Origin of the sequence: Frankia sp. Mgl5, assembly GCF_023242985.1 — a bacterium.
Taxonomy (GTDB): Bacteria; Actinomycetota; Actinomycetes; order Frankiales; family Frankiaceae; genus Parafrankia; species Parafrankia soli.
The window spans coordinates 79,506-103,118 of record NZ_JALKFY010000852.1 but is presented as its reverse complement, the minus strand read 5'-3'; the positions used below and the strand labels follow the sequence as shown (position 1 = coordinate 103,118).

The 23,613-nt window shown below is 73.8% G+C and carries 14 protein-coding genes and 2 pseudogenes; 5 read left to right on the top strand and 11 right to left on the bottom strand.

From position 1 onward, the window contains the following. Together MXD62_RS37765 and MXD62_RS37760 are read right to left on the bottom strand one after the other, a co-directional pair. Nucleotides 1-275: pseudogene (locus MXD62_RS37765) on the bottom strand (hypothetical protein); the annotation flags it as partial. A 149-nt stretch (nucleotides 276-424) separates the two neighbouring features. Beyond that, nucleotides 425-1,108 (bottom strand): SnoaL-like polyketide cyclase, encoded by a 684-nt coding sequence (locus MXD62_RS37760; RefSeq protein WP_248834097.1) that lies wholly within the window; start codon nucleotides 1,106-1,108, stop codon nucleotides 425-427. 511 nt (nucleotides 1,109-1,619) lie between these two features. Between MXD62_RS37760 and MXD62_RS37755 the strand changes: the two genes are divergently transcribed. Beyond that, nucleotides 1,620-2,354 carry a class I SAM-dependent methyltransferase gene (locus MXD62_RS37755; protein WP_308301391.1) on the top strand — a complete coding sequence of 245 codons (735 nt, stop codon included), beginning with the start codon at nucleotides 1,620-1,622 and terminating at the stop codon, nucleotides 2,352-2,354. 49 nt (nucleotides 2,355-2,403) lie between these two features. Here MXD62_RS37755 and MXD62_RS37750 read toward each other — a convergent pair whose 3' ends face one another. After that, nucleotides 2,404-2,880 carry a MarR family transcriptional regulator gene (locus MXD62_RS37750; RefSeq protein ID WP_248834096.1) on the bottom strand — a complete coding sequence of 159 codons (477 nt, stop codon included), beginning with the start codon at nucleotides 2,878-2,880 and terminating at the stop codon, nucleotides 2,404-2,406. A 277-nt stretch (nucleotides 2,881-3,157) separates the two neighbouring features. On the opposite strand from MXD62_RS37750, the gene MXD62_RS37745 reads away from it, so the two are divergent. Together MXD62_RS37745 and MXD62_RS37740 are read left to right on the top strand one after the other, a co-directional pair. Then, nucleotides 3,158-4,618 carry an MFS transporter gene (locus tag MXD62_RS37745; protein WP_368862512.1) on the top strand — a complete coding sequence of 487 codons (1,461 nt, stop codon included), beginning with the start codon at nucleotides 3,158-3,160 and terminating at the stop codon, nucleotides 4,616-4,618. Nucleotides 4,619-4,746: 128 nt separating this feature from the next. After that, complete coding sequence (locus MXD62_RS37740) at nucleotides 4,747-6,336, top strand: FMN-binding glutamate synthase family protein (RefSeq protein ID WP_248834094.1); 1,590 nt, start codon at nucleotides 4,747-4,749, stop codon at nucleotides 6,334-6,336. 66 nt (nucleotides 6,337-6,402) lie between these two features. Here the strand turns inward: MXD62_RS37740 and MXD62_RS37735 are convergent, their stop codons facing one another. Together MXD62_RS37735 and MXD62_RS37730 are read right to left on the bottom strand one after the other, a co-directional pair. Then, nucleotides 6,403-7,287: an alpha/beta hydrolase gene (locus MXD62_RS37735; RefSeq protein WP_248834093.1), complete on the bottom strand. Its 885-nt coding sequence runs from the start codon at nucleotides 7,285-7,287 to the stop codon at nucleotides 6,403-6,405. Between the two features lie 97 nt (nucleotides 7,288-7,384). Further along, the gene (locus tag MXD62_RS37730) at nucleotides 7,385-8,170 is read right to left on the bottom strand and encodes a DUF3710 domain-containing protein (RefSeq protein ID WP_248834092.1); all 786 of its coding nucleotides are present in this window, start codon (nucleotides 8,168-8,170) and stop codon (nucleotides 7,385-7,387) included. Between the two features lie 273 nt (nucleotides 8,171-8,443). On the opposite strand from MXD62_RS37730, the pseudogene MXD62_RS37725 reads away from it, so the two are divergent. Further along, nucleotides 8,444-8,881: pseudogene (locus MXD62_RS37725) on the top strand (cold-shock protein); the annotation flags it as partial. A 50-nt stretch (nucleotides 8,882-8,931) separates the two neighbouring features. Here the strand turns inward: MXD62_RS37725 and MXD62_RS37720 are convergent. Further along, on the bottom strand, nucleotides 8,932-10,605 hold the full coding sequence (locus tag MXD62_RS37720; RefSeq protein ID WP_248834091.1) for a GGDEF domain-containing protein: 1,674 nt from the start codon (nucleotides 10,603-10,605) through the stop codon (nucleotides 8,932-8,934). A 277-nt stretch (nucleotides 10,606-10,882) separates the two neighbouring features. Here MXD62_RS37720 and nagA point away from each other — a divergent pair, with 277 nt between their 5' ends. Then, entirely contained in the window at nucleotides 10,883-12,088 is a 1,206-nt protein-coding gene (nagA, locus tag MXD62_RS37715; protein WP_248834090.1) for an N-acetylglucosamine-6-phosphate deacetylase, read from the top strand. Nucleotides 12,089-12,183: 95 nt separating this feature from the next. On the opposite strand, the gene MXD62_RS37710 is transcribed toward nagA, so the two are convergent. The 5 genes from MXD62_RS37710 to MXD62_RS37690 all read right to left on the bottom strand — a co-directional run bounded on the left by MXD62_RS37710 (nucleotide 12,184) and on the right by MXD62_RS37690 (nucleotide 23,389). After that, nucleotides 12,184-13,515, bottom strand: a complete 1,332-nt coding sequence (locus tag MXD62_RS37710) for an alkaline phosphatase PhoX (protein WP_248834089.1) — start codon at nucleotides 13,513-13,515, stop codon at nucleotides 12,184-12,186. A gap of 208 nt (nucleotides 13,516-13,723) precedes the next feature. Further along, nucleotides 13,724-14,554, bottom strand: a complete 831-nt coding sequence (locus tag MXD62_RS37705) for an acyl-CoA thioesterase II (protein ID WP_112108019.1) — start codon at nucleotides 14,552-14,554, stop codon at nucleotides 13,724-13,726. A 189-nt stretch (nucleotides 14,555-14,743) separates the two neighbouring features. Then, nucleotides 14,744-17,995 (bottom strand): MMPL family transporter, encoded by a 3,252-nt coding sequence (locus MXD62_RS37700; RefSeq protein WP_248834088.1) that lies wholly within the window; start codon nucleotides 17,993-17,995, stop codon nucleotides 14,744-14,746. An 822-nt stretch (nucleotides 17,996-18,817) separates the two neighbouring features. After that, nucleotides 18,818-19,675, bottom strand: a complete 858-nt coding sequence (locus MXD62_RS37695; protein WP_248834087.1) for a LuxR C-terminal-related transcriptional regulator — start codon at nucleotides 19,673-19,675, stop codon at nucleotides 18,818-18,820. 939 nt (nucleotides 19,676-20,614) lie between these two features. Beyond that, complete coding sequence (locus tag MXD62_RS37690) at nucleotides 20,615-23,389, bottom strand: RNA helicase (RefSeq protein WP_248834086.1); 2,775 nt, start codon at nucleotides 23,387-23,389, stop codon at nucleotides 20,615-20,617. Between the last annotated feature and the right edge of the window lie 224 nt (nucleotides 23,390-23,613).

Sequence of the window (23,613 nt, the reverse complement as noted above, 5' to 3'; positions counted from 1 at the left end):
CCCACCCCGGGCCCCCCCCCCCCCCCCCCCCCCACCCCCCCCGGGGCCCCCCCCCCGCCCGCCCCGGGGCCCCCCCCCCCCCGCCCCACGAGTCCGTACACGCGTGCGGCGAGCTGGTCGTAGAGGGCACCGAACGCGTCGGTGTCCCCGCGGCCCGTGCGGGCCAGTAGCGTCTCCGGGGTCGGCCCGCAAACGCCGTCCCCGGTACCGGGCAGGGCGCGCAGCGCCGCCGCCTGGATCTGGTCGGCTTCCATGACTCCCCATCGCGTCGTCACCAATGACTCGACCGGGGTTCGTCGCCGCGGACCTCGCGGATCGGTCCGACGCGAACATTCTCGTCCCATCGCGGCTGGAAGCATTCCTACCTGCGCAAACACGCTGGGGACTGCGCGACGCGGGATGGCGACGGGGACAGGCGTGGTGCCTAGGCGCGCCCTGGGTGACCGGCCGTCCCCGGCTCTTCGGCACCGGCGAGACGTCCCAGGAACGTGGTGTTGTCGTAGAAGTTCTCCACCGCGAGTAGGCGCAGGTCCGGCGCGCAGCGGGCGACCGTGACGCCGAACAGCTCCATCCGCTCCCCGGTCGGCTGGTGCCCCTGGTAGGGGCCGTCGAAGGTACCCCAGTGCCGCCACTTGAAGGCGATCACGGGCGGCGGTGAGTACACCTCGAGGACCTCCCAGAAGAACCCGCCCGGGAACGCCCGGTGGAAGGTCTCATGGGAGGACTCGAAGGTCTCCGCCGCGGCCGAGTAGTAGGGGTTCTCGCCGATCAGGACGTTGTAGCTGCCCCGCTCGGCGAGCTCGGCGCTGTCCGCCGCCGGTCCTCCGTTCATGCTGACCCGGATCCGGTCGCTGACCATGCTGACCCACTGGGCGGGATCGCTCTTGTACGACAGCTCCATCTCGAACACCTGTACGAGCTGCTCGACGACGTCGGCGAGGGAGCCGGGCGTGTGGTGGACGGTGCGCTCCCCGGGCATCACCTCGCGGGAGAAGCGGTAGTCCGGCGGGGCCCCGTCACGCCACCGTGCGTCGGTGGAGGCGGCGATGACCGCGTCGCGGCCGCGCAGGTGCAGCGGAGTCGTACCGGCCGTGCTGTCTTCGCTCACCGTGTCGTCCTCCGATGGTCCGGTGCGTCCACCTGTTCGGGTGACCGCGCGATCGCCGGACGGCGACATTTCCCCGTGGCTGTGCTGGGCCTGTGCCGGTCGGCCGGGTCGATGGCGCCGTCCGGCCTGCGTGCCTCGAGTCTGGCCGGTACGGAACTCGCCCGGCCCGAATCGTTTGTCGCCGGAGCAACGACGAAGGTCCCAGTCGGACGGACGTTCGGTCCCGCCCCGCGGCACCCCCGAGCCAACCCGAGCCTTCCGCCCACCCCGCGCGGCAGCCGGGGCCGGTGTCAAGCCCGGTCTGGGTCATGATCGAATCCGTCAGGTTCAAGTCATCTCGTCACGCAGGACGGACAAAAAGGATCGCCACGTGCGGGCGGCTTTCCCATACTGGCCGGGTGGAGATCAGCCGGGTGGAGATTGATAGTCGGGTGACGGCCCGGTATGAGCTGGTTGACGAGGACCGGCGTCTGTGGAAGCCGGGCCTCGGTGACCTGGTCCGGCTTCGGAGCTGGGACATCTTTGCCCGGTTCCTGCCCGATTTGCCCGGTTCCTGCCCGAACACGGCAGTGTCGTCGATGTCGGCGGCGGCCCGGGAACTCACGCCGCGCACCTCGCCGAACGCGGCTACGACGTGCTCCTCGTCGACCCGGTCGTCCGCCACGTCGAGATGGCGCAGGCCCGCTGCCGGTCGCAACAGCACGCGCCGTTTCGCGCCCAGCGGGGTGAGGCCCGCAGTCTGCCGGTTGCCGATCAGGCGGCCGACGTCGTGCTGCTCATGGGCCCGCTCTACCACCTCGTCCAGGCGGACGAGCGGGCCGCGGCGCTGCGCGAGGCAAGCCGTGTTCTTCGGCCGGGTGGTGCTGTCCTGGTTGAGGTCATCACCCGGCACGCCTGGGTCCTGGACGCGACGAAGAAAGGCCTGCTCGACAGCGATGGGGTCTGGGAGGACTTTGACCGCAACCTACGCACCGGCCTCAGTCAGGATCCGGAACGCCACACCGACGGCGCCTTCTGGGCGTATTTCCACAACCCTGAGGAACTGCGCGGGGAGCTGGATCTCGCCGGCTACCAGGACACCCGCCTTGTCGCCGTCGAGGGCTTCGCCTGGTTGCTGGGGGACCTCGAGCAGCGAATGGCCGACCCCGCCGATCTCCTCCGAGTCATCCGTCTGACCGAGACCGAACCCTCGATGCTCGGAACGAGCGCGCACGTCATCGGCGTGGCGCGCAAGCCCAGGCCGTAGAGGCGGAGTCTCACCTGTTCGAGTGGGTGCCATTGGCGCACCCCTGCGGTCAGCGGCCGGGGACGGAAGCGGAGCGTGGCCAGGGGCGCTGGCCGTCCTTGGCTTCGATGCTTGCGTTTAAGCGCTCGAGCATGCTGGCGAACAGGCGTAACTCGTCCTCCGACCAGGTGGAGACCAGGCCGCTCAGCTCGCCGATGACGAAGGCGCGGTCGTCGGCGACGCGGCGGGCTCCCTCGGGGGTGATGCTCAGCTTGCGGGCGAGGCCGCCGTCGGGGTCGGGGATGCGCTCGGCCAGGCCGGCCTGGAGGACCGCGGCGGTCTGGCGGTTGACCGTGGAGACGTCGAGGGAGAAGGCCTCGGCGAGCTGGCCGATGGTCATCGGGCCCTGGGCCTCGAGGCGGCTGAGGAGGAGATAGGCGGAGCGGTCGAGGTGACGCGTTCGCCCGCGTCTCGCGGCGTTGGGCGCGATGTGGTGCCTGGCGAGCAGCATCAGCTCCCGCTCCAGGTCGCGCAGACTGTCGTGCACCCGGGCCTCCGCTGGACGTCCGCGCGCACCAGCGGCGGCGGACCGTGACCTTTCTCCCAGTCTAACGGTGTGACGACAGGATGTGTACAAACCATATTGTGTGTAGCATGCATATAGGAAACACCTGAGCTGGCGTCCGGCCCGGCAGTCTGTCCCGGCGCCGCCGCGCACCACCTTCGTCGAGCCCGCACCACCTTCGTCGAATCGGAGTACCGCCATGGCGCGAGCTCGCACGGACCCGGCCGAACCGGGGGCGGGCCCGGCGTCGACGGCACCGATGGGACCGACCGCGCCGCGCCCGAGCCTGTTGACCGCGGCGCTGGCCGTGGCGGGCATCGTGGCGTCGTTCATGCACACCCTGGTCGTGCCGATCATTCCGCAGCTCCCGCGCCTGTTGGACTCCTCGGCGTCCAACACGACCTGGGTCGTCACGATCACCTTGCTGGCCGGTGCCGTCGCGACGCCCGTCGCCGGGCGGCTCGGTGACATGTACGGCAAGCGCCGGATCATGCTCGGCAGCGTGGGGCTGCTCGGCGCCGGCTCGCTGGTCTGCGCGCTGAGCACGTCGTTGCCACAGATGGTTGTCGGCCGCGGTCTGCAGGGGCTGGCCACCGGGCTGATCCCGCTCGGGATCAGCCTCATGCGCGACGAGCTGCCGCCCGAGCGGCTCGGCTCCGCGCTCGGGCTGATGAGCTCCTCGCTCGGCATCGGCGGCGCGCTGGGTGTCCCGACCTCGGCGCTGATCGCTCAGAACTTCAGCTGGCACGTGCTCTTCTGGACGGCCACCGTCCTGAGCGTGCTGGTGCTCGCCATGCTGTGGCGGGTCGTCCCCGAGTCGCCGGTGCGCGACGTCCGCGGCCGCTTCGACGTCGTCGGGGCGCTCGGGCTCGGCACCGGGATCACCTGCCTGCTGCTGGCGATCTCCAAGGGAAGCACCTGGGGCTGGACGTCCATCACCACCCTGGGGACGGTGCTCGCCGCGCTCGCGGTGCTGGCCCTGTGGGGCCCGTGGGAGCTGCGCCACGCCTCCCCGGTGGTCGACCTGCGGGTCAGTGCCCGCCGTCAGGTGCTGATGACCAACCTGACCTCGGTCGTCGTCGGCTTCGCGATGTACGGGATGGGGCTGGTCATCCCGCAGTTCCTGCAGCTGTCCGCGGGCACCGGCTACGGGCTGGGCAAGTCGATGGTCGTCGCCGGGCTGTGCTTCGCCCCGTTCGGGGTGGTCATGATGCTCGCCTCGCCGCTCACCGCCCGGGTGTCGGCGATGCGGGGGCCGAAGACGACGCTGGTGCTCGGTTCCGCGATCATCGGGGTCAGCTACCTGATCGGCCTGTTCGTGATGCACTCGGTCTGGCAGGTCGTGCTCCTCGCGGTGATCGGCGGGGTCGGGGTGGCGCTGGCCTACGCGTCCATGCCGTCGCTGATCATGGCCGCGGTGCCGGCGACCGAGACCGCGGCGGCCAACGGTCTGAACACCCTGATGCGCTCGCTGGGCACCTCCTCGTCGGCTGCCATCGTCGGGGTGATGCTGGCCAACATGACCATCACGTTCGGCGGCCGGGAGGTTCCGTCGCTGGCGGGCTTCCACGCGGTGTTCGCGCTCGGTGCGGGCGCGGCGGCGGCCGCCGTGCTGATGGGCCTGTTCATCCCCGGCCGGGGGGCGCGGGAGGTGCCCGTCCCGGCTGTCGCGGTCCCGCGTGAGACGGGCCGACCGCGCGCGCAGTTCCAGCAGAGCTGACAACCTCGACGAAGCGCGGGATACGGTCGGATCCGGGCCTGCCTCGGATCCCGGTCCGGGCCCGATCGGGGCGGTGCGAACAGCTGCCGTGCCCCGACGCATCGGGGCGGGGGAAGGACGCGATCGCCATGCTGCCGCTCGTCACCGTGCTGGTCCTGGCCGTGCTGACGGCAGTGGCGGTCGGCGCGGCGCTGCTGGCCGCGGCCGGCTGGTGGGCCGCCGCCGCGGTGGCCGGCGCGCTGCTGGCCGTGGCCGTGCACGACGTCGTCCAGCGCCAGCACGCCATCCTGCGCTACCACCCGGTGCTCGGGCATGCCCGGTTCCTGCTCGAGACCATCCGTCCGGAGATCCAGCAGTACTTCGTCGAGCGCAACTACGACGGCCGCCCGTTCGACCGTGCCACCCGGACGATGATCTACCAGCGGGCCAAGGGCACCCATGGGGACCAGGCCTTCGGTACCGAGCGCGACGTCAACGAGGTCGGCTACGAGTACCTCCCGCACTCCACGGCGCCCGTGCCGGTCGCCCCCGGCTCCGCGCCGCCGCGGGTGCGCGTCGGCGGGCCGGACTGCACCCAGCCCTACGACATGGCGCTGCTCAACGTCTCGGCGATGAGCTTCGGGTCGCTGTCGGCCAACGCGGTGCTGGCGATGAACCGTGGCGCCGCGGCCGGCGGCTTCGCGCACGACACCGGCGAGGGCGGGCTCACCGAATACCACCTGCGCCACGGCGCCGACCTGGTCTGGGAGATCGGCAGCGGCTACTTCGGCACCCGCACCCCCGACGGTGACTTCGACCCGGCCCGCTTCAAGGACGTCGCCGCGCTGCCCACGGTGCGGATGGTCGAGCTCAAGCTGAGCCAGGGCGCCAAGCCCGGCCTCGGCGGCGTGCTGCCGGCGGCGAAGGTCACCGCGTCGATCGCCCGGGCCCGCGGGGTCCCCGAGGGGGTCGCGTGCATCAGCCCGTCGTTCCACCGGGTCTTCGCCACGCCGCGCGAGCTCGTCCTGTTCGTCGGGCGGATGCGCGAGCTCGCCGGCGGCAAACCGGCCGGGTTCAAACTGTGCGTCGGGTCGCGCCGCGAGCTGCTCGCGATCTGCCGGGCGATGGTGGAGGAGGGGATCACCCCGGACTTCATCGTGGTGGACGGCTCGGAGGGCGGCACCGGCGCGGCACCGCTGGAGTACGAGGACCACGTCGGCACCCCGCTGACGGAGGGCCTGATCACCGTGCACAACGCGCTGGTCGGGGTGGGCCTGCGCGACCGGGTCCGGATCGGGGCCGCCGGCAAGGTCGCCAGCGGGGTGGACGTCGTCAAGCGGCTCGCGCAGGGCGCGGACTACACGAACGCGGCCCGGGCGATGATGATGGCGGTCGGCTGCATCCAGGCCCAGCGCTGCCACACCAACACCTGCCCGGTGGGGGTCGCCACCCAGGACCCGCGCCGCGCCCGGGCCCTCGACGTCACCGACAAGAGCGAACGGGTCCGCCGCTACCAGGCGGCGACCGTCGCCCAGGCGGTGCAGGTGATGGCCTCGCTCGGCTGCACCGGGCCCGAGCAGCTCCACCCGGGGATGCTCATGCGCCGCGTCACCCACACCGACACCCGTAGCTACGCCGAGCTGTACGAGTGGCTCGAACCCGGTGAGCTGCTCGCCGAGGCGCCGCGTTCGTGGGCGTCCGACTGGGCCGCCGCCGACCCCGACAGCTTCCGTCCCTGAGACCCTGCCCTGCCCTGCCCTGCCCTGAGACCCTGTCAGCAGTGACCCCGTCAGTAGCGGCCGGGATCAGCGCGGGGTGTGGTCCAGAGCGCGGTCCAGGAACTGGATGATGCCCGGCAGGCGCTCGGCGAGCGGGAAGGCCCCGCCGTGGCCCACCCCCCGCAGCAGGGTGAGCTCGACCGACCCGCCGGCGGCGCACAGGCCGTCCGCGAGCTGCTGCGACTGCTGGTAGGGGACGGTGCAGTCGGTGTCGCCGTGCTCGATCAGGAACGGCGGCGGCGGGCGGTCACGGCGCAGGTGGGACAGCGGGCTGGCCAGGCGCACCAGCTCCGGCGCGGTGGTGATCTGCGCGCCGAGGAAACGCGACTCGGGTGAGTCCGCGCGGTCGTGCGAGGCGGCCCGGGCCGGGCAGCGCGGATTCGCGCGCAGCTGGGCGTCCATGGTCGAGAAGTCCACCGGGCCGTACAGGTCGACCACCGCCCGCACCGCACTGGACGGCCGCGCTCCGGCGGGGCCGAGGTCCACGGCGGGGTCCAGGTCGACGGCAGGGTCCAGGTCGACGTCCTCCGGCAGCGGGTCGTCGCCGGCGGCGCCGAGCATGGCGGCGAGATAGCCGCCGGCCGACTCGCCGATCACCCCGATCCGGGCCGGATCCAGCCCGAGGCGGCGCGCGTTCGCCCGCAGCCAGCGCACCGCGGCCCGGACGTCGGCGACCGCCGCCGGGAAGGCCGCCTCACCGGAGAGCCGGTAGTTGACGCTGGCCACCGCGTAGCCCGCGCCGGCGAGCGCGTGCGCGGTGCGGGCCATGTCCTGCTTGTCGCCGACGGCGAACCCGCCGCCGTGGATCGCGACGACGACCGGAGGCGGATCGCCGCCGCCCGTGGGCAGGAACAGATCGAGACGCTGCGCGTCGGACAGCGTCGCGTAGGCCAGGTCCTGATCGGTGCGCACACCGCCGCCATCAAGGTCGAGTCGGGTCGGGAGAGGGGGAGACGGGCATGGCACGGCCCACCCCCGGCTGCATCATGCCCCACAGCCCGGCGGGGCTTCAGCCCCAGGTCGACAGGTTGCGGCTGAGGTCGCCGGTGAAGGCCGCCGCGTACTCGTGCACGGCGCGGCGGCCCTCGAGGGTTCCGGTGCCGGCCGTCAGTGGCTCGTCGGTCCACAGGTCGTCGAGGGCTCCGGCGTTCGGGCGGCTGCCGGCCGGCCCGACCGGCAGCAGCGGCAGGGCCGTGCCCGCCGGCATGGCACCGGGGCCGCGTACGACGACGAGGCCGCGCAGGATCTCGTCGGCCCCGTCGGCGTCGGCCGGGGTCACGACCGCCCGCAGGAACCAGCGCGGGCCGTCGACTCCGACGACCCGGCAGCCCGGGAGCAGCAGCTCCGGGCCGTGGGGGCCGTCGCGGACCTCCGACTCCGGGTGGCCGGCGGCCAGCTCGGCGCGTACTCCGGCCCACAGCCGCCCGCTGGTCGGCGCGGCGAACACGGTCACCCGCACGGTGAGCCCGGCGGCCGTCAGGACGAGGTCGGTGCCCGGCCCGGTCCGCGTGCCGCGGGCGATCCGCGCGGTCACTCCCGGCGGCACCGCGACGCGCAGCGCGCCGAGGTCGAGAATCTCGGGCGTGTGCCGCCCCACCCCACCGGGTACGGCTCCGACACCCGGGACGGCGCCGCCGGAGCCGGAGCGGGAACCGGGCGGGTCGGCCGGCGCCTCGTGCGCCGCCCCGCCTGCCCCGCCGGGCCAGGCGAGCTCGGAGACGTCGTACGGGCCGGGGCCGTCCAAGGCGGCAGGTGCCGGCCCGCGCGCCGCGTGGTCGGATGGATGTTCGTCCACGGTGGTCCTGCGGCGACCGAACATGCTCCCCCTCCCCAATCACCCGCGCGTCGCCGGGTGGGAGCGGGCGGCGCGGGGTGTGGGCGTGGCCACTGGGTCGCAGTGTGACTCCGCCGCGGCGGCCGGGCAAGCCGGCGCGGCGAAAACCCGGGTCACGGCGACGCGGGCTGCCTAAGATGGCTGGCGACTGCCACGGTTCCGTCTGGGGTGACTGGCGGGGTGCGGTCGGCAGTGGGCCAGATCATGGGGTTTCTCAGGGGCTGTGGGTGAGTTGTGAGTACGGGAAAAGTACTTCGTTTTGATCATGTGCGCGGCTACGGGTTCCTCGCGCCCAGCGACGGCGGCGAGGATGTCTTCCTGCACGCGAACGATCTCCTCGTCGAGAAGAGTCTGGTAGTGCCGGGCGTGGTCATGGAGTTCGAGGTCGAGGAGAGCGACCGCGGCCGGAAGGCGTCGGCGGCCCGGATCCTGCGGGGCCCGGCGGCGGGCTCGGTCGTCGGGCCGGCGGCCGCCACGACCGCCCCGGCGCCGGTGGTCTCCCGCCACGACGACGGCGGCGACGGGCTGTGCGACGTCCTGCCGGCCGAGGAGTTCACGCAGGAGGTCACCGAGGTCCTGCTGCAGACCGAGCCGTCGCTGACCGGCGCGCAGATCCTGCACATCCGCCGTCAGCTCGCCGACGTCGCCCGCAAGTACGGGGGGGTGGACAACTCACGCGCGGGGCGGCGCCCGCCGCCCGGCCCGCCGGCTGAGCCTGCCGCTCAGCCGGCCATCCCGGCCTGCCCTGCCATCCCGGCCTGCCGGGAGTCGTCGATCTCCGGGGAGTAGACGACGAGGTTGCCCTTCCCCAGCCGTTTCGCCGCGTACATGGCGTGGTCGGCGTACTGGAGCACTTCGTCGGGGCAGACCGGTCCCGCCTCCGTGTCCACGATCACCAGGCCGAGGCTGGCGCGCACCAGGTGCCGGCGGTCCTCGATGGCCACGGCGATCCGCAGCGCCGCGCGGATCCGGTCGCCGGCCGCGCGCAGCTCCTCGGCGCGCCCGCCCGCCCGGTCCGCGGCCCCGGTGTCGAGCAGGACGGCGAACTCGTCGCCGCCGAGGCGGGCCACCGTGTCGGTCGGGCCCGCCGCCTGGGCCAGCCGGTGGGCCGCCGTGCGCAGGACCCGGTCGCCGGCGGCGTGGCCGAGGTTGTCGTTGACGACCTTGAAGTCGTCCAGGTCGCAGAACAGCAGCGCCACCGGGTGGCCGGTGCGCTCGTGCCGGTCGATGGCCGCGCGCAGCCGGCGGAAGAAAAGCGTGCGGTTCGCCAGGCCGGTCAGCGGGTCGTGGAAGGCCTGGTGGTGCAGCCGGGCCCGGCTGTCCTCGTAGCGGGCCAGCAGCATCGTGTTGTCGATCGTGGTCACGAGCTGGCGGGCGAGCGCGAGCAGCATCAGCGCGAGCATGCCGATGATCTGCGCGACCGGGATGTCGGCGTGCGTGATGATCTGGGCCGCGAGCAGGGCGCCGACGCAGCCGAGGGGCAGGTAGGGCACGGCGACGCGGGCCCAGACCCCGCGTGGGCTGCGCCTCGTCCGGATGATCATGCCGTCGTGGGGGGCGGCGGCGGCCAGCGCGGTCAGCACGCTGCCGCCGGCGAAGCCGACCAGCACGACCGCGTCCGGGCCGTCGGTGGCCTTCGCGTAGGCGTTCAGCGCGGCGCCGTCGGTCACGGCGAACAGGAGCAGGCTCGCGCTGAGCAGGCTGAGCGATCCCGAGCCCGTCGGCCGTCGGAAGATCAGGATGAAGATGACGGCGGAGAGCAGGATGAGCTTGCCCGCCCCGCCGGCCACTCCGAACGCCAGCGACGCCTGGTTGATCTGCGTCGACCGCACGAGCGGGACGACCAGGATCGCGTAGACGAGCAGCAGCAGCGATCCGACGACGAGCAGCCCGTCGAGGACGGCCTCGAGGTACCAGGCCATCCCGCCGCGTTTGTTCGTGCTGATCGGGATGGCGCGGGCCCGCTCGGTGGGGAAGGTCAGCAGCCCGGCCAGGCCCAGGGCATAGCCGAGCAGCGGCGCGGTCCCGGTCGCGGCGAGATCGGGGACGGTCTCCCCGCTGGCCACCATCGAGACGGCCACTCCCGCCACGAAGCTCGACGTGATCGCCGCCGCCTCGAACCGCCGCCACCGGCGCTCGCGCCGGGGCACCCGTCGCGCGGTGACGAGGCAGCAGATCGCGGAGGCGAGCGCGGCAGCCGTCACCGCGGCCTGCGCCGCCTGTTTACCGATGTGCTCGGGCAGCGCCATCGCGACGGCCGCGGCCAGCACGACGAAGGCCAGCCCGATGGCGGCCATCGCGCGGAACGCGCCGCGGGACACCGGACGCGCGGGCAGCCCGTCCGGCTCGGCGCGGCCGCGGGCCCCGCCCGGTGTCGCTTCCCGTCCGTCCGGCATTCAGCTCCCGTCGGCGGTCGTCCGGTGACGTCCCGCCGGGCGTGCGCGGCCGGTCAGCGGGACCGGGCCGTGCGGCACGCCGGGCGAGAAGTCCGTGTTTCGAGTGGACGCCCAGCGCCGGGCTTCTTCAACTCAGGACGCGCGATCTGTCCGTTACGTCGTCATGGCGCCAGTCCGGCCCGCAGCGCGGTGCCGCTACGGTGAGCGTGCCGCCACACCCGCGCACCGCCACGGGGCACGCCGGGCCCGCGGGGGGAGGCTCGAGGGGGAGGTTGGGATGATCGTTCTGGCCGGCGCCCGGGTGGTGACGCCGCACGGTGTCCTCGACCCCGGCCGGGTGCGCGTCGAGAACGGCCTGATCACCGAGGTCGGCCCCGAGGTCGGCCCCACGGCCGGGCCCGTCGGTGGGGAGGCGGGCGGCGCGGGGGCGGGCGGCGCGGACATCGTCGACCTGGCCGGGTCCTGGCTGGTGCCCGGGTTCGTCGACCTGCACGTCCACGGCGGGGGCGGGCACGACGTCACGGCGTCACCGGCCGATCTGGCCGCGGCGGTGGCCTTCCACCGGGCGCACGGCACGACCCGCACGCTGGTCTCGCTGGTGGCGGCGCCGGTGGAGCGCCTGGCCGAGCAGTTGTCCTGGGTGGCGGCGCTCACCGCGGCCGGGCCGGGGCCGGATGGCCATGTGGTCGGCGCGCATCTGGAGGGGCCGTTCCTCGCGCCCGCGCGCCGTGGCGCCCAGCCGGGCGAGCATCTGCGCGCGCCTGACCGCGGTGTGTTCGCCGAGCTCGTCGCGGCGGGCGCGGGCACGCTGCGGGTGATCACCCTCGCCCCGGAACTGCCCGGGGCCGGCGCGGTGACCGAGGCCGCGCTCGCGGCGGGGGTGATCGCCGCCGCCGGCCACACGGACGCCACCTACGACGAGGCCGCCTCCGGTTTCGCGGCTGGCATGACGCTCGCCACCCACCTGTTCAACGGCATGCGCCCGCTGCATCACCGCGAGCCCGGCCCGGCCGGGGCGGCGCTCGACGCCGGTGTGGCCTGCGAACTGATCAACGACGGCGTGCACGTGCACCCGGCGCTGCTGCGCCTGGTCGCCGCCGAGCCGGCGCGCCTGGTGTTGGTCACCGACGCGGTCGACGCGGCGGGTGTCGGCGACGGCGACTACCTGCTGGGCGGCCACCCGGTCCGGGTCCGGGACGGGCAGGCCCGCCTGGCCGCCACCGGCGCGCTCGCCGGCAGCACCCTGACGATGGACCTGGCGGTGCGCCGCGCCGTCGCGGCCGGGCTTGCGCTCGAGGTGGCGGTCGCCGCCGCGGCGACGAACCCCGCCCGGGTGCTGGGCCTCGCCCACCGCTGCGGGTCGATCGCCCCCGGGCTGGACGCCGACCTCGTCGTGCTCGACGCCGATCTGAGGGTCACGCGGGTCATGGCGGCCGGCAGGTGGGTCCCCGCTCCGGCTACCCGGCCGATCGCGGCCGGGTAGCCGGAGCACCGGTCAGCGCACCGGTGCGTCAGGACGCCGCGTTCGACGTCCCGGGGTCGTTCGCGCTCGCGTTCTCGCGGTCGCGAGGCGGACGCTCAGCCGCGCCACCACGGGCCGGTGATCGCCACCGTGAGGCCGTCGCTCTGGATGTGGGCGTAGAGCCAGCGGCCGTCCGCGGAGAACGTGGCGCCGGCCCACTCGCTGTCGCTGACGGCGTTGCGGGCCAGCGGGTAGGGGACACCCTCGGCCGACGGCGCGATCAGGTACTGCTCGCCGTCGCCGTCCTCGCACAGCACGATGCCGCCGTTGGGCGACACGGTGATGTTGTCGGGGCCGTCGAACCGGCCGCCCGGCTCGATCAGCAGCACCAGCTCGAGGGTGCCCTTCTTCGGGTCGAGCTTCCAGACCTGGCCGGCGTGGTCACGGGCGGCGCCGTCCGCGGTCCTGGCGTAGCTGGAGACCACGTAGGCGGAGCGCCCGGACCAGAAGATGCCCTCGGCCTTCGGGACCTGGGTGACCTTGCCGGCGGCGAACTGCTTGCGGGTCGACACCGTGGCGGCGTCCGGGTCGGGGACGTCGACCCAGGACAGCTGCACCGTGGTGTGCAGCTCGCTGATGGCGGACAGGTCCGGGACACCGGGGACCTGCAGCGCCTGCAGCTTACCGCCGGCCCGCAGGCTGCCGGGCCCGCCGAGCGGCTTGCGGGGCAGGAAGCGGTAGATCAGGCCGTACGGCTTGGACGCGTCCTCGGTCAGGTAGAGGCAGCCCGACTGGGGGTCGACCGCGACGGCCTCGTGCGCGAACCGGCCGAGCGCGGTCAGCGGCACCGCCTCGCGGTCACGCAGCCGGCCGAACGGGTCGACCTCGAAGACGTACCCGTGCCGCTTGGTGAGCGCGGGGTTGGTCGCCGGGGTCTCCTCGGTCTCCTCGCAGGACAGCCAGGTGCGCCACGGGGTGTTGCCGCCGGCGCAGTTGCGGATGGTGCCGGCCAGGCTGGGCACGGCCGACAGCAGCCGGTCACCGGCGACGGTGACGGTCGTCGTCCCGCCCGGGGCGGCCGGGTCGTAGGTGATGCCCGGCTGCTGCGGGACGAGGTCCGTGCCACCGGGGGAGAGCTCGTGGTTGCGGACGAGAACGCTGCGGCCCGGGCCGAGCGGGAACGCGTACGTCCCGTCGGGCGCGCCGGGCACCGCACCCCCGCCGGTCAGGGAGTCGACCCCGGCTCGGGACAGCACGGTGTACCGGAAGCCGGAGGGAAGATCGACCAGGCCCTTCGGATCCGGGACCAGCTCGCCGTACCCGGTGAACTTCTTCGGTGTTGCGGCGGACGCGGTGCCGGCGAACACCGAGCTCACCGCACCCGACAAGGCGAAGCCCAGGCCGGCCGCGCCGGTTCCCACGACCACCTGACGGCGGTTGACTGCCATGAAGACCCTCCTTCACAAGGACGGTCCGCACGCTCGCAGCCGCACATGACCATTTCGCGACCCGGACACGAACGTCCGGGCACGGCCGGTGGTCTGATTTCCCAACTCCCGTGGCAGGAGCCCTACCCGGAGCAGGCAGGCGGACATCTCGGTCCGGTATGTCCGGTTGTCCCGCCTTGTCGGCGGTCGTGGCGGTGCCGCGCCGGGGCTACCGGCGGGGACGCTCCCGGGGTGCGCGGAAGAGGGCCTCCTGGGTCAGGCTCGCGCCGAGCCGGCCGTCACGGGTGTGGATGGTGCCGGTGTACCAGCCGCGGCCGCCGGCGATCGTACGCGGGACGTGGTCCATCAGCACCCACTCGTCGAGCCGGATCGGCCGGTGGAACCAGACCGCGTGGTCCAGGCTCGACCCGGAGCGGGCCGTGGGCGTGTGGAACGGGGCGAGGCCGGCCATGCTGTCGGAGAGGTAGGTCAGGATGACCGCGTGGGTCAGCGGGTCGTCCGGCAGCGCCGCGGTGCACCGCGCCCAGCAGCGGGTCGGGAAGTCCTCGCCGGGCTCGACCGGCTTCTCGGTGCGGCCCTCGAAGGAGAACAGCCGCGGGAACACGTAGTCGATCATCGTCTCCGGGGGGCCCGCCGCCGGCATCGGCTCGGCGTCGATGTCCGTGCCCTTCTCAGGCACGTGGAACGACGCCGACATGTTGAAGATGACCTCGCCGCCCTGCACGGCGACCACCCGGCGGGCCGAGAACGAGCGGCCGTCACGGTCGCGGTCGACCCGGAAGATGGTCGGCCGGGACGCGTCCCCCAGGCGCAGGTAGTAGCCGTGCAGCGAATGCGGCACCCGCCCCTCGGGCACGGTGCGGCCCGCGGCGAGCAGGGCCTGGGCGGCGACCTGGCCGCCGTAGAGCGCGTACACGTCGTCGAACACCATGCGGACCCGGAACAGGTCGCGGTCGATCTCCTCGAGGTCCAGCAGGTCCAGGACCGTGCCCTCGGTCGGGGCGAGGATCGCCGGCTCGTTCACGGTCACTGGTCGCATGATCCACCTTCTGGGTCGGTCGGCGCGGCACGTCCCGGCCCCGGCGCCTTCGCGCGGTGGCCGGAACGTCGCGCTGACGGGCCGCTCCGGGAGAGCGTGCCGTCAGTCCGGGATACTGCATCGGGCGCCCCCACCACTAGGGGGTGTGCCGCAGCCCACCGTCAGTGGTGCTGGTCAGGCGGCTGGCGGTCAGCTCTCGTGTGGCGGTTCACCCGGCGCGTCGCCGTGCGGAGAGAACCAGGCGTCCGCCGACCAGCAGCCCTCCGTGGTCTCCCGCTCGCCGAGGGTGGGCACGTGGGTGTCCCGTGTCGGTTCGTCCGAGTCGGCCTCCGCCGGGGCGCGCTCGGCATCGCCGTCCGGCCGCGTGCCGTCCGCCCGGGTGTCGGCGCCGCCGTGGCCGACCGCCGGGCCGCCGCGGCTCCCGCCGGGGGACTGGTGGTCGGCCTGGTCGTCGGGGTCGTACAGGCCGTCCTCGGCCCGGCCGTAGGTGCTCGCGGAGAAGAGGACCTTCGGCGGGGTCGGGTGAGCCGGCTCGGAGATGCCGAGCCCGGGACGCCGGCGCGGCGCCCCCGCACCACCGGCGGTGCCCTGCGGGCCGGGTTCCGACTCGTGACCGCCTACCGGGCGGGCCGCCGCCGCGGGCGCCCACGAGCGGGCGACGGCGGTCGGCCGGGTGCTCGCCGTGCCCGGCCCGGCGCCGGCCGGCGGGCTGCCGGCCGACCGGGACGTGGCCCGAGTGGTGGTCGCCGACGGACCGGTGGCCGGCGCGGTGGTGGCCGGCGGGGCCGCGGGAGTGAGCGCCCCGGCGGTGAGTGCCTCGCCGAACGCGTCGCCGCCCTCGCGCAGGCCGAACCGCTCGTGCAGCAGCCGCAGCGGCCTGGGCGCCCACCAGTTGTACCGGCCGGCGAGGGCCATGAAGGCCGGCACCAGCACGGCGCGCACGACCGTCACGTCCAGGAGCACGGCCAGCGCCAGGCCGACACCGATCATCTTGATGATGCTGATCTGGGACGTCGCGACGCCGATCATCACGACGATCAGGGCGAGTGCGGCGCAGGTCAGCAGCGGGCCGGTCGCGGCCAGGCCACGGGTGACCGCGCGCCGGTTGCCCGCCCCGCGCTGGTGCTCCTCGCGGATGCGGGCGAGCAGGAAGATCTCGTAGTCCATGCTGAGCCCGAAGGCGACGCAGAACATCAGCACCGGGCTGGTCAGCTCGACGGTGCCCGAGACCTGGAAGTGCCCGACCAGGGGCTGGAGGTGCCCGTCCTGGAAGACGAGCACCATCGTGCCCATGACCGCGGCCAGGTTGAGCGCGTTGAGCAGCAGCGCCTTCACCGGCAGCAGGATGCTGCCGGTGAACAGGAACAGCAGCACGAACGTCGCCATGATCACCACGGTGATGGCGCCGGGCAGGCCGCGCATCACCGTGTCCCGGGTCTCGACCAGGTGCGGGGCCAGGCCACCGATCTCGACCGGGTAGGGCGCCGGGATGGCACGGACGAGGTCGACGGTGCGCTGGGTGCCCGCCGAGAGCGGGTCGGGTTCGGTCGGCCACAGGGAGAGCCAGGCGCCGCCGTGCACGCCGACGAACGCCCCGCCGTCCGGTGGCGGTGGGGCGATGAGACGGCCGTCGGTGAAGCTGCCGGCCACAGTGTCCACCCGCGCGACGCCGGGCACCCGGGACAGCCGCGCCGCGTAGCCGCCCAGGCGCGCGGCGACCTGCGGCTCGCGGGCGTCCACCCCGGCCGCGACGACCGGGATCTGGCAGGGCAGGCAGACGGTGAAGTCCTCACGCATGGCGTCGTTGACGATGTGCGAGTCCGCGCTGGTCGGCAGGACGGTGTCGTCGGCGAGGGCGACCCGCAGGTTGCCCAGCGGCAGCGCCATCACCACCATCAGGGCGACCGCCGCGCCGCCGAACAGCAGCGGATGGGCCATCACCCGGCGGGCGATCGCCCCCCACACCGCGCCGGGCTCGCGGCCGCCACCAACCCCGGTGCCGGCGGGCGCAGGCGCCCCGGCCCGGCGGCGACGTCCACGTTCCACCCGCTCGCCCAGCAGCATGATCGCCGCCGGCAGCACCAGCAGGGCCGCGAGTTCTGAGGTCACCACCACCGCGATGCCCGCGTAGGCGTACGACTGCAGGTAGGGCAGCGGGAACAGCAGCGCGCCCGTCAGGGAGAGCGCCACCGTCAGACCGGAGAAAAGCACCGTGCGGCCGGCGGTACGCAGGCTGGTGTGCAGGGCGGCGGGCCGGTCCAGGCCATTCTCCCGCTCCTCGCGGAAACGCCGCAGGATGAACAGGCAGTAGTCCACGGCGAGGGCGAAACCGAGCGCGGTGGTCAGATTCAGCGAGAACACCGAAATGTGGGTGACCTCGGAGAGCAGCCGCAGCGAGGCGAGGCTGGCGATGACCGCGCTGCCGCCGACGACGATGGGCAGCAGCGCCGCGGCCGTTCCGCCGAACGCATACAACAGGACACCGAGCACCAGCGGCGCGGTGATCAGCTCGGCGCGCTTGAGGTCCGCGCGGCTCTGTTCGGTGACGTCCAGCATGACCGCGGGCGCGCCGCCGAGGCGCACGGTGACGCCGGGCCCGTCGTGGGCGTACCTGTCATGCAGGGCGGCCACGTGGCGCGCGATCGCGTCCTCGGTGCCGGTGAGCCGCAGCAGGACGAGCGCGCTGCGCCCGTCCTGGGAGCGCAGCAGCCCGCGCTGGGACTCCGTCGACCAGTAGGACGTGACGCCGCTGACGCCCGGCTCGCGGTGAAGTTCCTCGGTGAGGTTCTCGCCCAGCCGGCGGGCGGTCGGACCGTCGATGTCCCCGGGTGCGGTGATCATGATCGCGACGTTGGGCGGGGCGCCGGGGAACTCGGCGTCGAGCATCGCCTCGGCGCGGGTGGCGGAGTCGCCGGGGGCGTAGAAGCCGCCGGTGGCGAGCCGGTCGAACACCCCGGCGGCCCAGGGCAGCAGGAGCAGCACGAGCAGCCCGGTGACGGCCAGTACGCGCCCCGGCCGGGTGATCGCGATCCGGGCGAGGAGGGCGAACAGCCCGCCGCGCCCGCCGGCCGGTGCGCCCGCCGAACCCCCAGGCCCACCCGGCTGCCCGGGACGGCCCGGACCGCCCGGCCGCTGCGGTGCCGCGGCTCGCGGCTCGGCGGCTCCCGGTGCCGCGGCCTGCGGCTGTGTGGCCCGCGGCTCGGGCGAGCGCCCGGCGCGGCCGCGCCAGCGGCGCCGGCGTGGCCCCTGCTCCGGTGGCGGTGGCGGTGGCGCGGCGGGGTGGACGGTGCCGGGCCGCGGTGGCGTCGTGCGGGGCGGCAGGTGCGGCTCGAGCGGTTCTGCCGGCCCGGCCACGGCGCCCGGGTGGGCGGGTGACCGGTGGTTGGCGGGGCGCCCCGTCGAGCCCCTGAACCGCCGCGTGACTTCGACGGGAAATGACATGAGTTCAACGTAGAAGTAGCAAAGATTGGGCGATACCCCCATAGAGGGGTACCAAAGGCGCGAATCCCTCTTTAATGTTCACGCCGTTGGCGTGAGTACCGCGATGACGTCGTGACTCGCGCCAGTCGGTATCCGGAGGAGGGGGAGTTCGTCGTGGAGGAGAAGTTCGAAGGGCACAACAACGGCAGAACACCGCCGCATCTGGCGAGGTGCCCCCGGCCGCGGTACGGGGTTCAACCGCACGGGGGTAATCCGGCTGACAACGCGGGCCGGCCGGAGGGTTCCGGTTGGGACGAGCGTCCCGCCGCGCCCGGTGGGACAGGGCAGCGGCCCGGGGCGCGGCCGCGGTCGGGCGGCCCGGGCGCGGCGCCGCCACCTGGGGCGGAACAGCCGCCCGCGGGGGATCAGAGCGGCGCGTCGGGCCCGGCGTCCACCGGCCCGCTCCCGCTGCCGGCGCCCGGCGCCGCGGCCACCCGACCGGCGCCGGCGCCCGGCGCGCGGCGGTTCTGCCCCGGGCCGACACGGCGCCGGTGAGATTCGTCCCGCGGCCGGTTCCGCTCGTGGCCCGCGGGTTACGGGCACCAGGACTGGAATGCATTTCCCGATGGGCGTGAACGGAATGTTTCCCACCGGCCGGCCGCGGGTGAAACGCCGGTCGGGCGCCCTGCTCGCCGGGTGCGTGGTCGGCGGGAAGCACTTTCGGTCGGGTGCACCGCCGGCCGGGTGAACGGCTCGGACGAAGCAGACGGGCGGTGACCGTCCCGAGAATCTCGGGGGGTCACCGCCCGTCGGCGGTTCTGGCGGCGCGCTGTCGCGCCTGTCTCACGGCAAAAGGCTGGAACGGCGCGCGACGTTCACGGCCGCGGTGCGGTTGTGCACCCCCAGTTTGTTCATGATGCTGCGCAGGTACGCCTTCACCGTCTCGGGGCTGACGGCGAGCCGGCGCGCGGTCTCCGCGTTGGACATGCCCTCCGCGACGAGCCGCAGGACGTCGAGCTCGCGGGGGGACAGCCCGAAGGGCTGGGCCCGCGTCGGCGGCGCGGTGTCGGGGAAGAGGTCCTCGAGCAGGTCGCGCACCGCGACGATCCGTTCCCGCAGGGCCGGGTCGCCGGCCTGGTAGCTGAGCTCCTCCAGTTCGGCGTCGACCCGGCACAGCACCCGCAGCCGGGACGCGCCCGCCGGGCCGCCCGAGGTCGGGCCGGCGTCGGCGCGCGCCGTCATCGTGCGTTCGGCCAGGAACGCCTCGAATCGGCGGGCGACGCTGAGCGCGGTCTCCACGGCGGCCGGCGGGACGGGGTTGTCGGCCCGCACGCCGCAGTACAGCACCGCGTGGACGGTTCCGCCGGTGCGTACCGGCACGGCCACCACCGAGGAGATGTCCTCGCCGAGGACGGCCCAGTCACGCTGGTCCTCGGTGTAGCGCGGGCGGGTGCCGGCGTCGATCACGACGGGCCGTCCCAGCGCGACGACCCGCCCGCCCACGCCGTGGCCCGGCGGCAGCGACATGCCGCGCAGCGCGTTGGTGCGGTTCCCGTCGAGCGCGCTGATGGTCAGGTAGCGCGAGCGGGGATCGACCGATCCGCCATAGGCCAGATCGGCGCCGGTACGGGCGCGCAGCCGGGTGACGGCTCGAGGCAGCAAAGCCTCGACCGAGCAGTCATCGGAAGTGCCCGATGTCATCGTCTTCCTCTCGTCCGGGGGTCTCGCGGACTAAGAACGAAACAAAACAGAAAAATTCAGCAAAGGTGCCACCGGCCCGCCACTTATTTCCCGGGCCTAAGCCGGCGTGAGACGAGGTCAGTCGCGGAAACGGAGGTCGTGCGGCGCCGGATGCGGTGCCGGGTCGGCGGGGAGTGTCGCCGGGTCGCCCGGTCCTTTACGGCAGACAAAACGCCTTGCTGGGAAATGAGACTAGCAAGGGGATCTTCGTCCCGGCAATCAGCGCATTGTGCACTGTGGTGCCGAACGCGCGCAGTGAGGGTTGGGATCCGGCGAAGGTGTATGGGGGTGGCCCGGTCGCGTGGGCCCGCCACCGCCGCCGGATCCCCGTGCGCGGCGCGTGGATCCCGCCGCCGCGCACCGCCGCGCGGCGCCGTGGGGAGCGCGCCGGCGTGCCACGGCGGCGCGTGGGGCACGGTGCTCGACCGTTCGTTCTCCGTTGGCATGGATCGACGGGATCCGTCGTCCGGTGTTCTTCGTCGATTCCCGGCATGGTGTCAGTTGTGTATCCGGTGGTTAGTTTATGAGAATGCCTGCCGTCGGGGTTGGGTAAATACCAGGCCGGCGGCGTCTTTCGGGCCCACGCCCACAGTCGCCGCCGTCACCCCTGGTCGTGGGTGGACGCCGGTGCGCGATGCCCGGCCCGGCCGGGCTCGGGCCGTTACGGGAAAGGCCGCGGGCCGGCCGCGGCGGCCGTCATGTCCGTCCGTTACCGCACCGCGCCGCACCGCACCTGCGGCATTTCCAGGACCTACGCGGGAGGGCTGGACCGATGGTGCCGGTTGCGCACCACCCGGAGCGCGTATGAACACCTCGGTGCCATGGGCGGTTCGCCGCCGCGCCCGCCGCCCGATACGCCCCTCCGACCGACCGCCGGAAAGCGGACCGCGGGAAAGCCGCTCAGAGCTGGTCGACGGCCGTCACCCGCAGGACGGCGATGCCGGCCTCGTCGGAGGCGGCGAGATCCACCTCGGCGCTGATTCCCCAGTCGTGGTCCCCGGCCGGGTCGTCGAAGATCTGGCGCAGCGTCCAGCGGTCCGCGGCGGTCTCCACGATGAGCAGCCCGGGGCCGCGGGCGTTCGGCCCCGTGCCGATCTCGGCGTGCGTGTCGAAGTACGGCTCCAGGGCGTCGCGCCAGGCCGGCGCGTCGAAGCCCACGGCCGCGTCGAGCTCGCCGAGCAGGTCGTAGCGGCGCAGCGCGGCCAGCTCGACCCGGCGGAACAGCGCGTTGCGCACCAGCACCCGGAACGCGCGGGTGTTCGCGGTGACCGCCGAGGTCCGCTCGACCAGCCCGCTCGGCGGGGCGTGGCTCTCGGGAGCGGGGTCGCGCAGCGCCTCCCACTCGTCGAGCAGGCTGGAGTCGACCTGGCGGACCAGCTCGCCCAGCCACTCGGTGAGGTCGGTGAGCTCCTCGGTGCGCGCGTCCTCGGGCACCGTCTGGCGCAGCGCCTTGAACGCGTCGGCCAGGTAGCGCAGCAGCAGCCCCTCCGAGCGGGCCAGGCCGTAGAAGTCGACGTACTCGGCGAAGGTCATCGCCCGCTCGTACATGTCCCGGGCGACGGACTTGGGCGACAGCTCGTAGTCGTCGACCCAGGGGTGGCCGCGCCGGTAGGTGGCCAGCGCGGCGTGCAGCAGCTCGTCGAGCGGCTTGGGCCAGGTGACCTCGTCGAGCAGTTCCATCCGACGGTCGTAGTCGACGCCCTCGGCCTTCATCGCCGCCACCGCCTCCCCGCGGGCGCGGAACTGCTGCGCCGACAGCACCTGCCGCGGGTTGTCCAGCGTCGACTCGAGCAGGCTCAGGACGTCCAGCGGATAGTCGGGGGACTCGCGGTCGAGCAGCTCGATCGCGGCCAGCGCGAACGGGGACAGCGGCTGGTTGAGCGCGAAGTCGAGCTGCAGGTCGACGGTGAGCCGCACGGTGCGCCCGGTCTCGTCCGGCGTGTCGAGCTTCTCCACCACCCCGGCGGCGAGCAGCGCCCGGTAGATCGCGATCGCCCGGCGGATGAGCCGGCGCTGCGCGGCCGGCGACTCGTGGTTGTCGGTGAGCAGGTGGCGCATCGCGCTGAACGCGTCCCCCGGCCGGTTGACCACGTTGAGCAGCATCGAGTGGCTGACGGCGAGGTGCGACGTCAGCGGCTCGGGTTCGGCGGCGACGAGGCGCTCGAAGGTCGGCACGCCCCAGGAGACGAAGCCCTCGGGGGGCTTGCGGCGCACGACCTTGCGCCGCTTCTTCGGGTCGTCCCCGGCCTTCGCCAGCGCCTTCTCGTTCTCCACGACGTGCTCGGGGGCCTGCACGACGACGTTGCCGACGGTGTCGTAGCCGGCCCGCCCGGCCCGCCCGGCGATCTGGTGGAACTCGCGCGCGGTCAGGATCCGGGTGCGGGTGCCGTCGTACTTCGACAGCGCGGTGAACACCACGGTGCGGATCGGGACGTTGATGCCCACCCCGAGCGTGTCGGTGCCGCAGATGACCTTGAGCAGGCCGGCCTGCGCGAGCAGCTCGACCAGTCGGCGGTACTTCGGCAGCATCCCCGCGTGGTGGACGCCGATCCCGTGCCGGACCAGACGGGACAGCGTCTTGCCGAACCCGGCGGAGAACCGGAAGCCGCCGATCATCTCCGCGATGGCGTCCTTCTCCGCCCGGGTGGAGACGTTCACGCTCATCAGCGCCTGGGCCCGTTCCAGCGCGGAGGCCTGCGTGAAGTGCACGACGTAGACCGGCGCCTGGCGGGTCTCGAGCAGCTCCTCGATCGTCTCGTGCAGCGGGGTGGTCACATACCGGTGGAACAGTGGGACGGGCCGCTGCGCCGAGCGCACCACCGCCGTCGGCCGCCCGGTGCGCCGGGTCAGGTCCTCCTCGAACCGGGTGACGTCGCCCAGCGTCGCCGACATGAGCAGGAACTGCGTGTCGGGCAGCTCGATGAGCGGCACCTGCCAGGCCCAGCCCCGGTCCGGGTCGGCGTAGTAGTGGAACTCGTCCATGACGACCTGGCCGACGTCGGCCGCGGCGCCGTCGCGCAGCGCGATGTTCGCCAGGATCTCGGCGGTGCAGCAGATGATCGGCGCGGTCTCGTTGACCGAGGCGTCACCGGTCATCATGCCGACCCGCGCCGGGCCGAACACCGCGCACAGCGCGAAGAACTTCTCCGACACCAGGGCCTTGATGGGCGCGGTGTAGAAGGTGCGCCGGCCCCAGCCGAGCGCGGCGAAGTGGGCGCCGGTGGCCACCAGGCTCTTCCCGCTCCCGGTCGGTGTCGCCAGGATGACGTGCGCTCCGCTCACCACCTCGATCAGCGCCTCGGTCTGCGCCGGATACAGTTCCAGGCCCTGGTCGGTCACCCAGGCGCCGAACGCGTCGAACAGGGCGTCCGCGTCGGGTTCGGGACCGGCCGGCAGGCGGTCGGCCAGCGACGGCGGGCCGGCGGTCGGGCCGGCGGTCGGGCCCGGCGCGCTGCCGGGTGTGACGCCGGGCGCGCTGCCGCCGGGGGCGAGGTCGGGTGAGGTGTTCTCGGGCGTGGAGGTGTGCGGCGTCATGGTGCTCTCGATCGTGCCCCACGGACGGCGGGCGCGGGCGACGGGCCGCCCCGCGGCGGCGCGCGCCGTCCGGTCCGTGGCGCGCAGGCTCGTCGGCCGGGCCGGGTGAACCCGGGTGAACCGCGCCGGGTGAACCGCCACCGGCCGGGGCGCGGCGGCGCATCGACCCGCGGCGGCGTGGGTATCCCCGCCTTTGCCGGGCGGGGCCGAGTACCTGTCCGCCGGCGCCCGCCGGGCACCTGTTCCGGCACCGGTGCCGGGCACCCTCGCCGAGGGCCGGCCGGTGCCGGCGCGGCTCACCCCCCGCGGGTACGGGTGGGGTCAGACCCCCCTGGGCCGGGGCGCCACCTCCACTGACCAGGACG